The following is a 19,476-nucleotide window of genomic DNA, read 5'->3' as shown; positions in this document are numbered from 1 at the left end:
ATGAAAAAAATATTTTTACTCTTTTTTCCCATCATTATTTTTGGTCAGAAGGATCTGGATATGATCGGCTGTAATGTAAAATCGTTCAAAACAACCTGTCTTGAAAGTTCTAAAACGATTTCGGAGGTAAAATATAAATATATTCCTGAAGGCTACAGTCCTGCAATCATTGAAAAGATCTACGGAAGACTGGAAGACTTGCAAAAAGTTTTTAGTGTTAGAAATTTCAAACAAAACAAAATCGATTTCAACTGTAATGAAAATGTTCTTTACGATGATAAAAATGATATCTTTTATGCTCAGGGAAAAAATGATGAAAGGAAATTTTATTATCTCTACAGTGATGATATTTATGAAAAAAAATTAAGTTATAAGGGAACACAGAACATAAAAGATATAAAGAGAATTAATCTGAATGATCCGAAGAAATACCTTCTTTTATATAATAAAGAGTACGAGAAAGACGATAACTATGAAGTAACTTACAATTACTATGGTTCAGGTACAGGACATGTCTATACATTTCACCAAAGAGGAAATGAGTTTGATGAATACACTTATGAATATGAAAAAGATAATAATTTTATCGCGTACAAAAATGGTGCTCTCTGGAAAGAATCATCAACATTTTATGAAGATGGAATTGAAGAAAGTACAATAACACAGCATATTATATCGGAATCTTATCAGTTTGACAGGAAAAACCGTCCATTTTTAAAAGAATCCAGATTCACTGATCATGATAAAACCTGCAACTGTAAAGAAGGATATGTTACAAAAATAGAGTTTTGGTTAAACAATAAATGTCAACAGGAATACATTCTAGAATAAAAAAGAATTATGAACTTCACAAAACTTGTCCCAAATGTTTTTTACAAAGACATCAACAAAGGATTAAAAATTTTCGTTGACTGCCTTGAATTTGAAATCGGCTACAGTGAGTTGGATGCTCATCAACCATTTTGCGTTCTTGAAAAAGACGGCTTGAGAATCAATTTATTTCAAAATGCAGAATTTGCAGAGAAGGATCATCCGGAATTCCGTTTGGTTACTGAAAATATTGAAGAAGTTTACGAAAAAGTAAGCACAAAATTTCCTGAACTTCTACATCCCAATTTAAAAGAAATTACCTTACGACCTTGGACTGCAAAAGAGTTTGCCTTAATGGATGAACAGATCGGAATTGTGATCCAGCAATGGTAAAAATCATCTTCAAAATTTGAATTTTAAACCTAATTTTCTGTACATTTATTCTATGAAAAAGCTGATTCTTCAATACCATTTCTTCGTTTTAGGGTTAATTGGCTTGGTTCTAAGCTCATGTAATACCCGAAAATTCAAAGTTTGGGTAGGAACGAATAACGAGCAGAAAATCTATAATCTAAAATACGGCGAACACAAAAGACAAAAGATGGATGTTTTTCTTCCGTCTGATTATCCCGAAAATTCGCCCGTCGTTTTAATTGTTCATGGCGGAGCATGGACTTTAGGCAAAAAAGAACACATGATTCAGATTCAGAAAATGCTTTTTAAGAATAATATTCCTAGTATTAATATGAATTACAGGCTGGTTTCAAAATCAAAGAAAATCACTTATAGAGAGCAGTTGGAAGATATTAATTCTGCCATCATAAAGTTCAACGAACTGGCTGGAAAAGCTGAACTTCAGCCCAATAATTACATTCTTTTGGGTGAAAGTGCAGGTGGTCATTTAGCTCTATTGTATGGCTATCAAAATCCTGATCAGATCAAAAAAATCATTTCATTAAGCGGTCCTACAGACTTTTATTCCCCTGAATATTTACATTCTTTCTATTCAAAATATTCTTCTCCAACGATTCAGAAAGTGGTGGGTACAAAATTTAATCGTGATCATTTGTCTGAAGAATTCAGAAAAGCGAGTCCGATTGCGAATGTTTCTAATGTCCCTACTTTACTTTTTCAGGGAAATCAGGATTTTTTGGTCAATCAGAAGCAAGGTTTGGCTTTAGATTCTGCTTTAACGGCAAATAATATTCCTCATAAATTTATTTACATGGAAAAAACAGGACATGCTCCGAGATTTTTCAGTAAAAGAAAAAGAGACAGTATTATTTATCCTAATATTTTAAGTTGGATTAAAAACAAATAATATTTTTAACACACACTATATTTCCCACCCAGTTCATCAATCTGAGCGTACCAAACAGGGGTCTCAGCATTTTATTACATTTAAAATAATTCTTACAATAAGGTAGAGAGTAAAGATAAAGTAGAAAACCCTCTATTGCTACTACTGTGAAGATACTCTTCATCGCTCGAAGAAGCCACCCTTCTTCGAGTGACGAAGATACTCTACGCCGAACGAGGAAGAAATTCTGCGTGGGAGCAGTGGAAAAATATTTTTGTAAACGATCTCGGATTGAATTATAAATAAGTCTCAATTTTCAGTAAAAAAATAACCCGCTCCAAAAAGCGGGTTATAATATAATTTATTGAATTAATTCTATTTATTTTCTTCGTCGAAATCGTGATTTTCATATTTTGAGAAATCCTGTTTCTTTCCGAATAAAAACTTAATGATCACAGGTACTGTTGTTACTAAAACAATGACAATGATAATCAATTCCAGCTTCTTTTTAAGATCAATACCAAATTGGTCGATGAATAATTTATCAAGATAATGTCCTGCAAAAATCAATAAGAATGACCAAAGAACCGCTCCGATAATATTATCTCTGAGGAAATCTTTTTTATCCATTTTTACGATTCCGGCAACAATTGGCGTAAAAGTTCTTACAACCGGAAGAAATCTCGCCATGATAATTGCCAAAGCTCCGTTCTTTTCGAAGAAATCATGAGCCTGATAAAGATATTTCTTTTTAAACAACCATGTATCCTGCTTCTTATACAAAGCAGAACCGGCTCTTCTTCCAAAATAATATCCAACTTCATTTCCGATAATCGCCGCTATAGCTACAGATGAAGCTAAAATAAATGTATCAAAAAAATCACTTCCTGTAGATCCGAAAGTCGCTTTGATAATATCGATAGAATAAATTCCCGAAACAAAAAGCAATGAATCTCCCGGTAAAAAAAATCCTACAAAAAGACCTGTTTCGGCAAAAATAATAAATAAAATAAGCCAAAATCCACCCAATTTTATATAAAACTCAGGATTTAATAAATCTTTCCAGCTATTGAAATCTTCCATACATTTTGATAAGTAACAAAAATAGGATTAATAAACGTCAATCCGAAATTTATTATGCTATTTTAACTAAATTTTAAAGTTGACTTATAAGTCCATGTCATCATCCGAAACTGCCGTTCCATCCGCCATTAGAAAAGCTTTTAGGAACGGTGTAAGATTTCCGTTCATCACGGCATCTACATCCGATGTTTCGTGTCCTGAACGTACATCTTTTACCAATTTATAAGGATGCATCACATAATTTCGGATCTGGCTTCCCCACTCGATTTTCATCTTATTGGCTTCAATTTCATTACGGGCTTTCAGACGTTCTTCCAATTCCATTTCATATAGTCTTGAACGAAGCAATTGCATCGCTTTTTCCTTATTCTGAAGCTGAGAACGCGATTCTGAGTTTTCAATGATAATTCCTGTCGGTGCGTGACGAAGACGAACCGCAGTTTCCACCTTATTTACGTTCTGACCTCCCGCTCCGGAAGACCTCATTGTTTCAAATGAAATATCGGCAGGATTGATATTGATTTCAATCGTATCATCCACCAAAGGATAAACATATACCGATACGAAACTCGTATGACGTTTTGCATTAGAATCGAAAGGCGAAATTCTTACCAGTCTGTGAACGCCGTTTTCTCCTCTTAAATAACCAAACGCAAATTCTCCATCGATTTCCAATGTCACGGTTTTTACTCCTGCAACATCACCTTCCTGAAAATTCAGTTCACGGATTTTATAGCCTTGTTTTTCAGACCACATCGTATACATTCTCATTAACATTGCAGCCCAGTCACAACTTTCTGTACCTCCTGCTCCTGCAGTGATTTGAAGTACCGCAGAAAGTTCATCACCTTCATTTGAAAGCATATTTTTAAACTCAAGGTCTTCAATTTTTTCGAGTAATTGAGGAAAACTTGCATCCAGCTCTTTCTCAGAATCCGGATCTTCTTTGGCAAATTCCATTAAAACCTGTAAATCTTCAAACTGCGTGTTGATTTCATCATAAGCTTCTACCCATTTTTTCTTGGAACGAAGCTGTTTCAAAAATACTTCTGCCGTTTTAGGATTATCCCAAAATTCCGGTGCAGCTGTTTTTTCATCATCATTAGCTATTTCTATCTTCTTTTTATCGATCTGAAGATATTTATGAAGGTCTTCAATTCTTGATTGAATATCTTTTATATGGTCGTTGTTGATCACGAATGTTTATTTTTTGCAAAAATACGGATATTTGTTTTATAACCATAGATTTCGCGAAGCTGCATAGACTTTAGTTAGAATTTATTTAATTATTCAGCTCTATTTTGCTTCAAAAATTTTCTTTAAATCTTCTTTTGACTTTTTGCTTTCACTTTTGAATCCAAACATCGTTAAAAGATAGGCAAAAGACAACATAAAAAACGGAATAAAGATAGCTACTGATATTTTTTCTGCTTGAGTAAGAACAGCTATTAAAAAGAAGATCACAAACGAACACCAAAATATCATAAAGACAAGGACAAGCAAATTCAGCCTCATTTTAATTTCAATCTCTGTTTCAGAATTATTACGCTGAACTGTACCTGTTATTTGAGGAAGAAAAGAATTTCTATATCTGATAATTCTATTAATTTCGAAGCTATTTTCATTAATAAAGCCTTCGTATTCTTTATTCGACGCATTGCCAAAACGTCTTTTTTTAGTCTCAATGCAATCAGAGAGTTTTTTTATGGCTTCTTTTTCGGATAAATCCGTTTTATAAATTAAATGTTCAAAAGGTAAATATTTCATTTGTGAATTTTATTTAAATCATTTCTTTAACAATTTCTCCAATTTTCGGAGCCAGTGCAACTCCCATTCCTGAAAGTCGGACTGCACAAAACTGTCTTTCTGAAAGTTGTTTCACAATCGGAGTTTTTTCTGTTCCCATCGCCATAATTCCCGACCAACGCAGAGAAATTTCAAAATTTTGATTTGGTAAAATGACTTCTTTTAAAAAGTTCTCCAAATGATTCTGCAGAAATTCGGTGGTTTCAAAAGCAGTTGTTTCTTCGGTTTTAAAATCCTGATTTCTTCCACCTCCCAATAAAATTCTGTTTCCAAGATTTCTGAAATAATAAAAACCTTCATCGTAATGAAAAGTTCCTTTTAATGGTAAATTTTCAATCGGTTCGGTTAAAATAATTTGTCCGCGAGCCGGAATAATTTCTTCTTTATCTAAAAATTTTGAAGCAAAAGCGTTTGTACAATGAATCAATTGATTTGACTTAATAGAAACATTTTTAGAAAACTGAACTTCAATTTCATCTGAATTTTCAATAATATTTTCGACTTCTGTTCCGAAGAGAAATTCAACTTTTAATTCATGACATTTCTCTAATAATTTTTGTAATAATTTTCCGGAATGTAGACTTCCTTCAAACGGATTTTCAATTAAATATTCAGATTTCCCAAGTCCGAATTCTTTGATTTTATCTTGATTTAAAAAGTATGTTTTTTCAGTTCCAGTGATCGATTTCAGTTTTTTATTAACCTCATCAATTCTTTGTAAAGGCTCATCATTATTAAGAATTTCAAAACCTCCGTTTAGTTCAAAATCAATTTCTGAATTTTTAAAGTATGTTTGAATTTTCTGTAATCCGTCAAACCTCATTTTCACGAGATCCAATGTTTTTTCCCAACCCATATTTTCGGAATCGGCAATAATTTCAGTTAAGCTTCCGAAACAGGCAAAACCCGCATTTCTCGTCGAAGCTCCTAACGGAACTGAATTTCTTTCAATTATTAAAACTGATTTTTCAGGATATTTTTCTTTAATGGAAATCGCTGCCCAAAGTCCTGTAAAACCAGCTCCAATAATGATAATATCCCGTTTTCTGTAAAATGTTTCAAGCTCCCAAACACTGTTCATGAGTAATAGTTAATTATCTTTAAAATTATCCTTGACTTTTTCCTTCTTCTCCACCCTCTTCATTGTGATGAAAACCGATCTCTCTTCTCGGTTCTTCGACAACTTTATAAGAATCCAGTTCAGTTTTTAAACTTTGAACTCTATATTGAAACTGATCGAAATTATTGATGATAACATCACCTAAAAATCTTGCAACCTGATCCAGATATTCTTCGGTAAGTTTTCCGGCTGCATCTCTCAAAGCTCCGTGTAAAAGGGTTTGATCGATCTTAAGATTTTCATTTTTGGTTCTTTGATACAGATTTTTGATTCTCTTTTTTAAGCTTTGGGTAAAATCGATCAGCATTGTATTGCTGAAAACTTTCATCTGTGAAGAAACGCCGTGCCAGAAAGGAACTTTATCGGCTTTATTGTTCTTTAAAATTTTAAATAAAAGCGAATCTTTCTCCAAATTTTTAGTCATTGCATACAGGATAATTTCTGATCTTTCAGCAAGATTCGGAGGAAAAACAGGAATCATCACATCAAATCTTCCCGGAGCCAGAATTTCCTCATCAATTTCTGCCACAGAATTTGCAGAACCAACCATCAATAGCTCTTCCTGTTCGAATTTTGAAATATAATGAAGGATAATTTCCTGCGTTTCAAGATTGCATGAAGCAACATTGTTTTCGGCTTTTCTCGCCATCATAATTTCATCAAAATCTTCTAAAAACATCAGAATTTTGTCTTCTTTCATGATTGAAACTAAAAAATCATTGAAATTTTTCTGATTTCCATCCACAAAAGATGTTCCGAGAGAATGCTTTTTAACTTCCTTGAATTTATAGCCAATAATCTCAGCAATTTTATTAGCCCAGAAAATTTTACCGCTTCCCGGAGGTCCGTACAGAATAATTCCGGCAGGTTTATTAATTCCCCAATCTTTAATTTGCTGAGGATTTAAAAATGGTTCCAAAACGCTTGAAATATAGAAAAATAAATCTCTGTATCCGATAAAATCTCTATGTTGCAGACTCGTTTTGTTTCCAAAATAATCGTAGACGAATTTATAATTTCCGCCTAATTTATTATCAATTCCGTAGCTGGAAATAGAAGATTTAAAAAATCCGTTATCGAAAATATTCGGAGTTGCTTCTTTGATTGCCTTTTCTACTTTATCTTTTGGCTGGTTGATGGTTTCTGCGATTTGTTCGACTGTTTTGGTTTCATCGAGATCTTTTTCATACAACCTTAGAAAATCAATATTTTCGCGGGCGAATTTTTCAAAATCTTTTTTTATTTCGAAATTTGTACTTACACATTCCACCAATTCAAGATCAAAATCCTGAATAAATTGTTTTATAGCTTCGGCAGAAACATTAAGTTCTTTTGCCAGTTCGATTAACTTCATAATGACCGATTAATTCTATCAAATTTAATATTTTAAATTATTAAATTTTATTGATATATGATATAATCTGTAACAATTTTTAAATTATATAGACTACTACTATGTAAAACAAATTACATGGAAAAGATTTTATCAGTAAAGAATCTGACGAAAAAATTCAAAAGAGTTGTGGTAGACAATATTTCTTTTGACGTCGAAAAAGGAAACGTTTACGGACTTTTGGGACCGAACGGAAGCGGAAAATCCACAACTTTCGGAATGTTGCTTTCAACAATAAATCCTACAAGCGGTGAATGGTATTGGTTTGGAAAAAAAGGAACCGATCCCGATACATTGAAAAAAATCGGGGCAATTATCGAACAGCCGAATTTTTATCCTTATCTGAGCGCCGAAACGAACTTAAAAATCGTTGCTGAAATTAAAGGTGCTCCTTATGCAAGAATTGACGAGGTATTGAAAACCGTTAATCTTTTTGAAAGAAAAAAAGACACCTTCAAAACCTTTTCTTTGGGAATGAAACAACGTTTGGCGATCGCATCTGCAATGCTGAATAATCCTGAAGTTATGATTCTTGATGAGCCGACCAACGGACTTGATCCGGAAGGAATCATCCAGATCCGTGAAATCATCAATAATATTGCAAAACAAGGCATTACGATCATTATCGCGAGTCACCTTTTGGATGAGATCGAAAAAATATGCAGCCACGTAATTGTTTTAAAAGAAGGAACTTCTTTATATTGTGGAAGAGTGGACGAAATAACGGCAAATAATGGCTATTTCGAATTAAAAGCAGATAATAATCCTTTACTTTTAGGTGCTTTGGAAGAACTTCAATGGTTTACTTCAGTAAAACAGGATGGTGATCTGTTGAAAGCCCAAATTCGTGATGATGCTTCAATTTCGGCTTCAGCTCTGAATCAGAAACTGGCTGAAAAAGGGATTTTCTTATCACATTTAACGAAGAAAAAACTGTCTCTAGAATCTCAATTCCTTGAACTTGTAAAAAACACGAAATAATCATGATAAAATTATTAAAACTAGAATATTACAAAAACCTGAATTACAGACCATTCAAGGTTTTCACAATACTTTATTTTGCGATTCTTATTGCATTGCTATTTGTTGGATTGATTGATTTTGATCTTTTCGGAGGAACAATTAATTTAAAAGAACAGGGAATTTATAATTTTCCGGAAATCTGGAATTTCACAACATGGATTGTTGCCATTCTGAAGATTTTCTTAGGATTAATCATTGTTTTCTCTATTTCGCAAGAATTCAGCAACCGAATGTTTAAACAAAATACGATTGATGGATTAAGCAGAAAAGAATTTATCACTTCAAAATTATTAACGATAAGTATTTTCACAATTGTTTCTACAGTAATTGTATTTGGAATCACAATGTTTTTAGGATATCAATATTCTAAAGTGACTGATTCTGCAAAGGTTTTTGAAGAGGTTTTCTTCATCGGAAATTACTTTGTAAAACTGTTCACATTCTTCTGTTTCCTGATGTTTCTTTCTATTTTGCTGAGAAAATCTGTTTTTGTTTTTCTTGCGCTTTTTGTGTTCTGGGTTGTTGAAGGAATTTTATCAGCTGTAGAAGTTTTCACAAAAGTAAGCGGAATGCAGGGCGAACAAAGAAATCAAGTATTGCAAAGCGACTTTTTCATCACACATCTTTTGCCGTTGGAAAGTATGTCCAGCCTTATTCCAAACCCGATGATGAGATTAAATATGGCAAAAATGATGGGAATGAAATACGAATTCCACTACCCTACAGAAAGTATGATTGCCTGTCTGGTTTGGTGTGCTATTTTCATTTTCGGATCGTATTGGATCTTAAGAAAAAGAGACTGGTAATTATTTATAAATTAAAATTAAACATTACAAACACTAAAATATTCAGATTATTTTTTGAAAGTGGTTCGGTTTCGGATCACTTTTTTTATTTTTTGGCTTAAAATTTTCATTCGGTTCTGACAAAATAATTGCCATGAAGAAAATTTATTATGTTCCGGGATTGATCAGTGCTTTGCTGATTCCGATTTTGTTTTGGTATTACGGAAATCAGAAACTTGAAGAATTAAGAACTACAGTAATGGATTTTTCCATTCCTTCCAAATTAGATAAAAATAATATAAATTCGAGTCTTGAACCATTAAGAATCTGGAATTTCAAAAAAATAAAAGTAGATCCCGGCAAAGCAAAAGAAAACTCGGGATTATATGTTTCGGAAGTTAAAAATCTTCAAAAAAGAAATGAGAAAAATACAGCAATTGAATTTATTTTAGATAAAAACAATACTTATGGAGATTTAGCATCTTTAATAAATGATATGGCAATTGCAAAACATGAAGAATATGCATTGGATATGGAAAAAACAGGTAACTTCTGGGTTCCGGTAACTTATAAGAATCCAAATGCAGAAGAATGTCTGTTATGTAATGATTTTATTCCAATCGATGCAGGCTCCATCACAACCGGAATCATCTACCAACCCAACATCTATGAAATTTTGAATGATTTTTTTCTCAAACTTCCAAAAGAAGGTTATTATATTCTTTTCGGGTTTTTATTCTTGATTAATATTTCAATGTTAAGCATTAAAGAAAGATTTCAATTGCAATAACCTAAATAATTTAGATTCTTCACTCCACTTCGTTTCGTTCTGAATGACAATGCACAAAATTTATTACAAAAAAAGACTGCCTTTCGACAGTCCTTTCAATCACCTCACTTAATAATACACTTATTTTTTATCTAACAGAGAAATATATTCTCCATAACCTTCCTTTTGCATTTCAGCTTTTGGAACAAACTTCAATGAAGCACTGTTGATACAGTAACGAAGTCCTCCTTTTTCTGCAGGTCCGTCATTGAAAACGTGTCCCAAATGGGCATCTCCGGTTTTACTTCTTACTTCTACTCTTGTCATTCCAGCTGATTTGTCTAATTTTTCATCAACTAATTTTTTAGAAATTGGTTTCGAAAAACTTGGCCATCCACAACCAGATTCAAATTTATCTGTTGAGATAAATAACGGCTCACCTGTTGTAATATCCACATAAATTCCTTCACGAAATTCTTTGTCATATTTATTAGTATGAGGCATTTCCGTTGCATTTTCCTGCGTTACTTGATATTGCTCTGCAGTCAATTTTTCCTTTAAAACTTTTTTATCCTGTTTTTGATATTTTGTATCACTTTTCTTTGGAAGTGGATTTGCATTTCTTGCCATTTCAAAAAGTCCCGGCTCGATGTGACAGTAACCTCCCGGATTTTTGTCCAGATAATCCTGATGATAATCTTCCGCTTTGTAGAAATTTTTCAAAGGAATTGTTTCTACTAAAACAGGTTTGTCAAAATTTTTAGCCAACTTCTGAACTTCTTCTTTTATAATCGCTTCCGTAGCTTTATCCGTAGAATAAATTCCTGTTCTGTATTGATCTCCTCTATCGTTTCCTTGCTTATTTAAACTTGTAGGATCAATCGTTTTAAAATATAAATCAATCAGAAGTTTCAGATCAACCTGTTCAGGATCATATTTCACTTTTACTGTTTCAGCAAAACCCGTACTGTGACTTACAACTTCTTCATAAGTCGGATTTGTCTTATTTCCGTTTGCGTAGCCAACTTCAGTTCCTACAACACCACGAATTTGTTGAAAAAAGTGTTCTGTTCCCCAAAAACATCCACCTGCAAAATAAACTTCTTTTACATTTTTACTGTCCATAATGGTCTCATTTTCTTTTTTAGTTTCAGTGGATTTCATTTTTTTAGAATCTCCACAGCTTGTTGCAAATACTCCTATTCCCAGAATCATTCCGAGTAATATTAATATGTTTTTCATTTTTATCTTTTTATTCATTTTTAATTCTTTTTCTCAATTAAAAATCTGCAAATTCTTATTGCAAATTTCGGACTAAATATGATGCCTGTTCAGTGATACTTTCTATCGGAATGATCGGACAATACATATGATTTATCCACACAATTATATACGAAAAATATTGGAAAATGGTTTTAATTTTATTAGTCTCCGATACTTTAAACTTGAAGTTTCTGATCTAAGCGGAATTGCTGTAATTCCAAATAATGAAATCGAAGAATTGATTTGTTTTTCACTCCGATTTTTTGAATTGATTTTTAAGATAGTTCCGTTCATTTTTAGTGATTTTGAATTAATACTTTATTATTTTCAAAAGTATAGTCGGAACAAATTCAAAATCCTGACAAGATTTTTATTAAATATCTAAATTTTTAAATACTTTTTCTTTAAACGATTGAATTTCAGATTCATTAATTTCAGTTTTTTCTTCCTGAGCAAGTTTTCTTTTTAAAATATCATCTAAAATTTCCAGTTTTTGTTTGTACGCTCTGCACCATTTACAGATTTTCAGATGCAGATTAAGTTTCCAGTTCTCTTTTAAAGAAATGTTTTCTGCATTGCGTTTTTCCATCAGTAAAGTCGCTTCACTGCATGGTAAAAAAATGAGATGTATAATTTTAGCTAACATTTTAAAATTCATTACTGTTTCGCAAACCAGTTAAATTCCAGACATTCTCTGAGTTGCATTCGACTCCTTTGTAAAACCTTCCAAAGATTAGTCGTAGAAATATTCAATTCCTGACTCACTTCGGAGGCTTTTTTTTCTTCAAGATAATACATTTTCATCGGAATCTTCCATCTGGAAGGCAAATCTTCTATACAATCTTCCAAAGTTTTATTAAAATCTTTGTCATCCAAAAGCTCGGTTTCTTTGTTGTAAACATCCCAATCATTAAGAACATCATCATTTTTCCACGAACCGTTTTCTTCAAAAAAATGGTCTAGTTTTATATGTGGTTCGGTTTTATATTTTTTGCGATAAAAATCGGCAACTTTTCTGTTCAAAATAGTCATAAGCCAAGTCAACGGCTGACTTTTCCCTTCAAAAGAATCATACGACGAAAAAGCCGAAATAAAAACTTCCTGAACAATATCTTCCGCCTCAACTTTATCCGAAAGCATATAAATTGCTCTTCTCAGTAATGGTTCGGAATATTGTTCTATCCAGTTTTTCAGTGTTTCGTTCTTTGTCATTTACTTTAAAATTACTAAAAATATCAGCACATTTTTACAGTTGTAAATAAATAAAATAGTACACTGAAAATAAATGTATATATTATTGTAAAAAGTAATGCCCAAAATCCAATCATCCTTCTTTCAAGTCTTAAGCTCCAAATTGATAAAATCCAGTTAGTTATAAGTATTGGAATTATAAGATAAACGCTAAAAACTAGAATGGACTCAGGAATAAAGTCTCTCAAAAAATAGATCAATAACATCAAAACGGGATAAGCAATTGTAATTCCAATCACCCATTCACCCAATATTTGTGCTTTAGTTTTCAATTTTATTTATTTTTTAGAAAGGTAATAAAAAAATTAAATTGCTTGGGTAATTTTCAACGATAACCTTTTCCTAGCCCCGATTGCAGCATTTGTTTGAGCTCATTTTTTTGATTTTGGTTTCGGCGAGCCTTTGGCTCGCCGAAACCAAAATCAAAAAAATAGCGAGTGCGGAAAGCGGGAAATAGCTTCTAAAAAAGAAAATTTCAAGTTTAATGATAGTCGTTTATATAATTAAATAATAGATTTCTCCTTCGTCGAATTGACAATGTTCGAGCTATAAGCTTAAAACATAAAACTATTCTTTTACATTACTTTAAAAATCTTAAATTTGCATCTTATCAAAAATTTGTAAAAAGCAAAGCAATATATATCATGATGACATCACAAGAGATCCGTCAGAAATTTTTAGATTATTTTAAAAGTAAAGACCACCTTATCGTTCCTTCTGCGCCTATCGTGCTGAAAGACGACCCTACTCTAATGTTTTCCAACTCAGGAATGACGCAGTTCAAGGATTTTTTCTTAGGCTACAAAACGCCTACCGCCCCAAGAATTGCCGATACACAGAAATGTCTGAGAGTTTCAGGGAAGCATAATGATTTGGATGATGTAGGTAGAGATACTTACCACCACACCATGTTTGAAATGTTGGGGAATTGGTCTTTTGGTGATTATTTTAAAAAAGATGCTATTGCTTTTGCCTGGGAATTGTTGACGGAAGTTTATGGAATTCCGAAAGAAAACCTTTATGTGACTATTTTTGAAGGAGATGCTTCCGAAAACCTTGAAAGAGATCAGGATGCTTATGATTTCTGGAAATCTCATATTTCTGAAGATAGAATTATCAACGGAAACAAAAAAGATAATTTCTGGGAAATGGGTGAAAGCGGACCTTGCGGACCATGTTCAGAAATCCATATCGACATCAGATCTGAAGAAGAGAAAGCTAAAGTTTCAGGATTGGAATTGGTAAATAACGATCACCCACAAGTTGTGGAAGTCTGGAATCTGGTTTTCATGGAATTCAACAGAAAAGCTGACAAATCGTTGGAAAAACTTCCTGCGCAACATGTTGACACAGGAATGGGCTTTGAGCGTCTTTGTATGGCACTTCAAGGAAAATCATCAAACTACGATACAGATGTTTTCACACCTTTAATTTCTAAAGTTGAAGAACTTTCAGGTAAAAAATATACAGGAATTTTAGAGGACGAAAAAGATATTGCAATTCGTGTTGTAGTGGATCACATCAGAGCTGTTGCTTTTGCAATTGCAGACGGACAGTTGCCTTCAAGCGGAGGCGCGGGTTATGTGATCAGAAGAATTTTAAGAAGAGGAATTTCTTATTCTTACAGATTCTTAGACATGAAAGAACCTTTCCTTTACAAATTAGTTGCTGTTCTTCAGGAACAAATGGGTAAATTCTTCCCTGAACTTGAAAAACAAGGAACTTTAGTTACTGAAGTAATCAAAAGTGAAGAAGAATCTTTCTTAAAAACGATTGAAAACGGATTAATCAGAGTTGAAAAATTAATTCAACAGACGATTGATAACAATTTAAAGGTTTTACCAAGTGAAGAAGTTTTCGAATTGTATGATACTTATGGTTTTCCGGATGATTTAACGAGAATTATTGCGGAAGAAAAAGGTTTGACAATCGATGAAGAAGGTTTCAAGGCTGAAAGAGAAAAACAGAGAAAACGTTCTAAAGATGATTCAGCTCAGAAGGTTTACGATTGGGTAACACTGGAAGAAAGAGACGAAAATTTCGTCGGTTATGACCAAATCGAAGCTGAAACATATATTACAAGATACAGAAAAGTAGAAAATAAAGACGGCGAATTTTATCAGGTTGTATTAAGTAACTCTCCTTTCTATCCGGAAGGTGGTGGACAAGTTGGTGACAAAGGTGTCCTTGAAAATGCTACTGAAAGTTTCGAAGTTTTAGATACAAAAAAAGAAAACGGACTGATTGTTTCTTTAATCAACGGTCTTCCGAAAGATGCAGGAGCACTTTTTTATGCTAAAGTAAACGCGACAGACAGAAAAAATTCTCAGGCAAATCACTCCGTGACCCACCTTTTGCATGAAGCATTGAGAGATGTTTTTGGAACTCATGTTGAACAAAAAAGTTCTTATGTAGATCCTAATTATCTGCGTTTTGACTTCTCTCATTTCAATAAAATGACTGAGGAAGAACTAGCTTTGGTTGAAGGAAAAGTAAATCAAAAAATCAAAGATAGTATTGCTTTACAGGAATTTAGAAATATCCCAATTAAAGAAGCGATTGAAAAGGGAGCAATGGCTCTATTTGGAGAAAAATACGGTAACAATGTGAGAATGATCCAGTTTGGAACTTCAATGGAACTTTGCGGTGGAACTCACGTGAAAAATACAAGCGAAATCGGTCATTTCAAAATCACTTCTGAAAGTTCTGCAGCTGCAGGAATCAGAAGAATTGAGGCTATTTCAGGAGATAAATCTGAGGAATATTTTAAAAATTTAGAAAAGCAGATTACTGAACTTTCTCAATTATTAAAATCTAAGGATGTTGTACGTTCTATCGAAAAATTAATCGATGAAAATGCATCATTGAAAGCGGAAGTTGAAGCATTCAAAAAAGAAAAAGCAAAAGGTGAAATCGGCGACTGGAAAGGTTCTTATGAGCAAAAAGGCGATAAATTACTTTTAGTTAAAAGAACTTCTTTGGATGCTGGTTCAGTGAAAGATATCGTCTTCCAGTTGAAGAGAGAAATCCCAACTTCTATAACAATTATCCTTTCTGACGCAGACGGAAAACCAATGATTACCGTTGGAGTTTCAGATGATTTGGCAGGAATTTATCAGGCTGGAGCACTTATTAAAGATCTAGCAAAAGAAATCCAAGGCGGCGGCGGTGGAAATCCTGGCTTTGCAACAGCAGGAGGAAAAAATCTTGACGGTTTGGAAAATGCTTACCAAAAAGCTTTAAATATTTAATTCTAATTAAATTTAAATATATATAAGGCAGTTGTTTTTTAGCAGCTGCCTTTTATTTTTAGCAGAATATTTTATTATCCTGATCAAATATTCATAAATTACAGAATGACAACTGAATTTTTCATTCTCAAGAGTATGCAGAAATTTTTTGTTATGTTTCAACATTGGCTGCAGTTACTGATCTATAAAATTGTAACCATCAGAAGGTTTTGTAAATAAATTCCATTTATTGTTTATGAAGATCATCTCGCCAATATGATAGTTTATAATTTTATTTCCTGATTTTAATACAACGTCCATTTCAGTACCTTTAATTCCGTACTTTTTAACTTCAACATAATCATGTATGTTTTTATGTTGCATGCGCAATGTAGTATATTCGAATTCAGATATTGGATTTTTTGATTTTTTGTCAATATAAATAGTTATTGTATCAGTATCAAACTTATAAATAGTTGAATCTACATGTTCTAACTTTTCAAGCAGTTTATCATTGTCTAAACGGTTTCTAAATTCTAAGAATGCCGGATAAAAAACATCGCCAATAGATTTAATATTCATGTTTCTAGAATTCAATTGACATGGTATTCCCCGATAACAAAGATTATTTTTTGTCATGTATTCAATAGTAGTCTGATCCGGTGCAATTTTATAGCAAAAATTCTTAAGAACATTATCATCTTTACTTTTAAGTGCTTCAACTAAATCAGAATAGACAAATTTTAATTCAGAATATTTTTTTTCTTGCGAGTTACAAGAATTAATCATAAGTGTCACTAAAATAAATAGAAAGATCGTTTTTTTCATTTTTTTGTAATTGCAGCTAACAATTAAATTTATACATTGCTCAATTCGAACTATAACTTTGTTAAAAATAAATAATATCCATACACAAAGCAATTTTATTTGCTTAAATGAAAAAAGCTGAAGTTTCTATGTTCTATTTTTTTAATAGTTCTTACTTGAACTCACGAAATAAAAAGCCTTAAAAATTCTTAAATAAAAATTCATTTTTCATCATTAAGAGAATTGAACAACATAAAAAACATCTGTATCAAATTGAAATACAGCTTATTTTATTTTTAACAAAAGATTATATTTTTTCGTATCGTTTTGTAACCTTCTTATCAATAGTTTTGTCTTATCTATAAAAAAACTAATGACAAAATTTTTATCTCCATTATTTTTATTTTTTACAGTATTATTTTTTGCCCAGAATCAGGTAAAAGTTCTCAATAAAACCAATAAACAGCCTATTCATAATGCGGCGGCGTATTGTGATGACGAACTTCTTGGAAAAACAGATTTTAGCGGCAATTTATCTTTTAAAACCAAATGTAAAAAGGTAGAAATTCTCGCCAGTAATTTTCAGGATGTTTTGGTAGATGTAAGAAAATCAATGGAAATTTCGATGCAGCCTTTATCTGAGAAAATGGACAATATCGACAGAGTTGTTATTCAGGATAAAAGCGATCCGAGAGCATTGAGAATTTTGGATGAGGTAAACAAAAAAGCCAAAGAAAATTCTCCGAAATCCTTAGATTCTTACAATTTTAAATCATATGCTAAATTCTCTATCGATGTAGATAAAGATTCTGTTGACACTTATAAAAATTTCTTAGCAGTTAGAAAAGATTCTCTTTCAAAGGTTGATAAAAAAGACCTTAAACAAACAGAAAAAGATAAGAAGGATTCATTAACTGCAGAAGATTTCATTAGTGCGACAGAAGAAAGCCAGATGTTTCTTTGGGAAAAAGCTACTGAATACAAATATTCTAAAAGTTTTGGAGAAAAAACTAATATCATCGACAACAGAATGTCGGGTTTTAAAAATCCTATTTACGAGGCATTGGCTATAAACATTTCTCATTTGGACAGAGTTCCGAGACAAATCCGTCCTGAAAACAGAAAGCTTTTTAATTTTTATCTTTCTGATACGTTACAACTTGATGGCAGAAAAACGTATGTCATTAAATTCAAAGAAATTACAGACAAAAAGAAACAAAATCCGAGAAAATTCAATGGAAAAATATATGTCGATTCTGAAACTTATGCGTTGAAAAAGTTTGAAAGCGTCAACAAAAAACAAAACGAAGGTGATATTGTTTCTGTCTGGAAACCGATTGACGGAAAATGGTTTTTGGATTATGAAGACATTAAATTAAAAATGGGAAGCCAGAGTTTTGATACTTCAAAAAAAGACAGTTTAAAACCGGGTGAAAAGGCAAAATATAACAAAAAGAAGTTCGGAAATTATCTGTATGTAAAAAACCGTTTCTTTGATTTTAAACTCAATGAAGCTCAAAAAGCATCTGATTTTAAAGGCTATTCCCTGGAAATGAAAAACTCAGACGGAAGCCTTTTGGATAAATACAGAACCGACAGTCTTACTACAAGAGAAAGTGCAACGTACACAAAAATTGACAGTTTTGTCCAAAAAAATGATTTTGAGAAAAAACTGAATACTTTAACTCAATTGATGCGAGGAAATCTACGCTACAAAATGATTGATTTTGACATTACTAAAATCTTCAGTTACGATAAATATCAAGGTTTACGTTTGGGAGCCGGAGTGAAGTTAAATGAAAAATTCAGCAAAACATTTTCTCCCGACGGATATTTTGGATATGGATTTAAAGATCACACCTGGAAATATGGTTTAGGTTTAGATGTAAAATTATCTGATAAAAGAACTTCAGTTTTCCGTATTGATTATGTAGACGATGTTTTTGCTGCAGGAAGATTCAGCAATAATATGTGGGATATGATGATGAAAATTTCGGATATTAATCTGGATCTTCACAACGGAACTTTTTATAAAAATCAGAAATGGGGAGCTTCATTCCTTTATGATATTTCCAATTCATTGAGCATGAAAATTGCCGTGAATAAAGAAAAACAACAGGCGCGTTTCGATTATCAGTATAAGAATTTAGGCAACAGTTTCGACAATACAAGTGCAACATTATCTTTAAAATTTGCACCGAATGATAAAAATATCATGACACCAAGTGGAAAATACACTTATGAAAAAGGCTATCCTCAGATTTTTATGAATTATGAAAAAGGCTTTGAAACGTTGGGTGGAGATTTGGATTATCACAGATTGGATGCTTTGATCATTCATCAGTTCAGATCCAAATTGGGGTATACAAACATCAAACTTTTCGGGGGAATATCTTCAGGAAATGCTCCGATCTGGAAGAATTTTGAAATTGCAGGGCAAAGCGACAGCAATGTTGACAAATGGTATTCAAATATAAGTACTCCTTCCAATTTAGGATTTACAACAATGCCTTCGGGAACTTTCTTTGCAGATAAATTTATTGCTTTTAAAGTTTCACAATATTTACCTTTCAGATTCAAAACTTTTGGTCAAAGATATTCCAATATCGAGCTTGAATATCAATCAGCTATCGGCAATATGAAAAACAGAACGGATCATCAGTTTCAATTTCAGGTGTTGGATCATTATTATCAGGAAGTCGGATTTATCTGGAACAGATTTTTAGGAAGAAATTTTGGTGTTGGCTTTTCTTACAGATTAGGACATTACCAAACTTCCGAATTCAAGGATAATTTTGGAATTAAGCTAAGATTTAACCTTTTAAATTAAACTAAA

General features: G+C 32.4%; 17 protein-coding genes. 8 read left to right on the top strand and 9 right to left on the bottom strand.

Annotated elements, in window-relative coordinates; genetic code table 11:
• Genes ABD940_RS21475 through ABD940_RS21465 form a run of 3 tightly spaced genes read left to right on the top strand, consistent with a single transcriptional unit; the run spans nucleotide 1 to nucleotide 2,131 of the window.
• Nucleotides 1-831, top strand: coding sequence for a hypothetical protein (locus ABD940_RS21475; RefSeq protein ID WP_345208394.1), 831 nt, complete (start codon nucleotides 1-3; stop codon nucleotides 829-831).
• A 9-nt stretch (nucleotides 832-840) separates the two neighbouring features.
• A complete protein-coding gene (locus ABD940_RS21470; RefSeq protein WP_345208392.1) occupies nucleotides 841-1,203 on the top strand; it encodes a VOC family protein in 363 nt (120 codons plus the stop codon).
• Nucleotides 1,204-1,255: 52 nt separating this feature from the next.
• Nucleotides 1,256-2,131: an alpha/beta hydrolase gene (locus ABD940_RS21465; RefSeq protein ID WP_345208390.1), complete on the top strand. Its 876-nt coding sequence runs from the start codon at nucleotides 1,256-1,258 to the stop codon at nucleotides 2,129-2,131.
• Nucleotides 2,132-2,485: 354 nt separating this feature from the next.
• Here ABD940_RS21465 and ABD940_RS21460 read toward each other — a convergent pair whose 3' ends face one another.
• The 5 genes from ABD940_RS21460 to ABD940_RS21440 form a co-directional block, all read right to left on the bottom strand.
• Nucleotides 2,486-3,193 (bottom strand): DedA family protein, encoded by a 708-nt coding sequence (locus tag ABD940_RS21460; RefSeq protein ID WP_345208387.1) that lies wholly within the window; start codon nucleotides 3,191-3,193, stop codon nucleotides 2,486-2,488.
• Between the two features lie 84 nt (nucleotides 3,194-3,277).
• Nucleotides 3,278-4,390, bottom strand: a complete 1,113-nt coding sequence (gene prfB, locus ABD940_RS21455) for a peptide chain release factor 2 (RefSeq protein ID WP_345208385.1) — start codon at nucleotides 4,388-4,390, stop codon at nucleotides 3,278-3,280.
• Between the two features lie 99 nt (nucleotides 4,391-4,489).
• Nucleotides 4,490-4,960 (bottom strand): hypothetical protein, encoded by a 471-nt coding sequence (locus tag ABD940_RS21450; RefSeq protein ID WP_345208383.1) that lies wholly within the window; start codon nucleotides 4,958-4,960, stop codon nucleotides 4,490-4,492.
• A gap of 13 nt (nucleotides 4,961-4,973) precedes the next feature.
• The gene (locus ABD940_RS21445) at nucleotides 4,974-6,080 is read right to left on the bottom strand and encodes an NAD(P)/FAD-dependent oxidoreductase (protein ID WP_345208381.1); all 1,107 of its coding nucleotides are present in this window, start codon (nucleotides 6,078-6,080) and stop codon (nucleotides 4,974-4,976) included.
• A gap of 25 nt (nucleotides 6,081-6,105) precedes the next feature.
• Nucleotides 6,106-7,473, bottom strand: a complete 1,368-nt coding sequence (locus ABD940_RS21440; RefSeq protein ID WP_345208378.1) for an ATP-binding protein — start codon at nucleotides 7,471-7,473, stop codon at nucleotides 6,106-6,108.
• A gap of 117 nt (nucleotides 7,474-7,590) precedes the next feature.
• On the opposite strand from ABD940_RS21440, the gene ABD940_RS21435 reads away from it, so the two are divergent.
• The 3 genes from ABD940_RS21435 to ABD940_RS21425 all read left to right on the top strand — a co-directional run bounded on the left by ABD940_RS21435 (nucleotide 7,591) and on the right by ABD940_RS21425 (nucleotide 10,110).
• Nucleotides 7,591-8,493 carry an ABC transporter ATP-binding protein gene (locus tag ABD940_RS21435; RefSeq protein WP_345208376.1) on the top strand — a complete coding sequence of 301 codons (903 nt, stop codon included), beginning with the start codon at nucleotides 7,591-7,593 and terminating at the stop codon, nucleotides 8,491-8,493.
• 2 nt (nucleotides 8,494-8,495) lie between these two features.
• Nucleotides 8,496-9,341: an ABC transporter permease gene (locus ABD940_RS21430; protein ID WP_345208374.1), complete on the top strand. Its 846-nt coding sequence runs from the start codon at nucleotides 8,496-8,498 to the stop codon at nucleotides 9,339-9,341.
• A gap of 133 nt (nucleotides 9,342-9,474) precedes the next feature.
• Nucleotides 9,475-10,110, top strand: a complete 636-nt coding sequence (locus ABD940_RS21425; protein ID WP_345208372.1) for a hypothetical protein — start codon at nucleotides 9,475-9,477, stop codon at nucleotides 10,108-10,110.
• A gap of 120 nt (nucleotides 10,111-10,230) precedes the next feature.
• On the opposite strand, the gene msrB is transcribed toward ABD940_RS21425, so the two are convergent.
• The 3 genes from msrB to ABD940_RS21410 all read right to left on the bottom strand — a co-directional run bounded on the left by msrB (nucleotide 10,231) and on the right by ABD940_RS21410 (nucleotide 12,564).
• Nucleotides 10,231-11,331 (bottom strand): peptide-methionine (R)-S-oxide reductase MsrB, encoded by a 1,101-nt coding sequence (msrB, locus tag ABD940_RS21420; protein ID WP_345208370.1) that lies wholly within the window; start codon nucleotides 11,329-11,331, stop codon nucleotides 10,231-10,233.
• A 394-nt stretch (nucleotides 11,332-11,725) separates the two neighbouring features.
• On the bottom strand, nucleotides 11,726-11,941 hold the full coding sequence (locus ABD940_RS21415; RefSeq protein WP_345208368.1) for a hypothetical protein: 216 nt from the start codon (nucleotides 11,939-11,941) through the stop codon (nucleotides 11,726-11,728).
• 68 nt (nucleotides 11,942-12,009) lie between these two features.
• Entirely contained in the window at nucleotides 12,010-12,564 is a 555-nt protein-coding gene (locus ABD940_RS21410) for a sigma-70 family RNA polymerase sigma factor (RefSeq protein ID WP_345208366.1), read from the bottom strand.
• Between the two features lie 686 nt (nucleotides 12,565-13,250).
• Between ABD940_RS21410 and alaS the strand changes: the two genes are divergently transcribed.
• Nucleotides 13,251-15,854 (top strand): alanine--tRNA ligase, encoded by a 2,604-nt coding sequence (gene alaS, locus ABD940_RS21405; RefSeq protein WP_345208498.1) that lies wholly within the window; start codon nucleotides 13,251-13,253, stop codon nucleotides 15,852-15,854.
• A gap of 174 nt (nucleotides 15,855-16,028) precedes the next feature.
• Here the strand turns inward: alaS and ABD940_RS21400 are convergent, their stop codons facing one another.
• Entirely contained in the window at nucleotides 16,029-16,661 is a 633-nt protein-coding gene (locus ABD940_RS21400; protein ID WP_345208364.1) for a hypothetical protein, read from the bottom strand.
• Nucleotides 16,662-17,013: 352 nt separating this feature from the next.
• Here ABD940_RS21400 and ABD940_RS21395 point away from each other — a divergent pair, with 352 nt between their 5' ends.
• Complete coding sequence (locus ABD940_RS21395; protein ID WP_345208362.1) at nucleotides 17,014-19,470, top strand: DUF5686 family protein; 2,457 nt, start codon at nucleotides 17,014-17,016, stop codon at nucleotides 19,468-19,470.
• Nucleotides 19,471-19,476: the final 6 nt, after the last annotated feature.

Origin of the sequence: Chryseobacterium ginsengisoli (assembly GCF_039542325.1) — a bacterium.
Lineage (GTDB): Bacteria > Bacteroidota > Bacteroidia > Flavobacteriales > Weeksellaceae > Chryseobacterium > Chryseobacterium ginsengisoli.
Note: the sequence above shows the minus strand (reverse complement) of the source record. Positions and strands in the feature narration are given on the sequence as shown.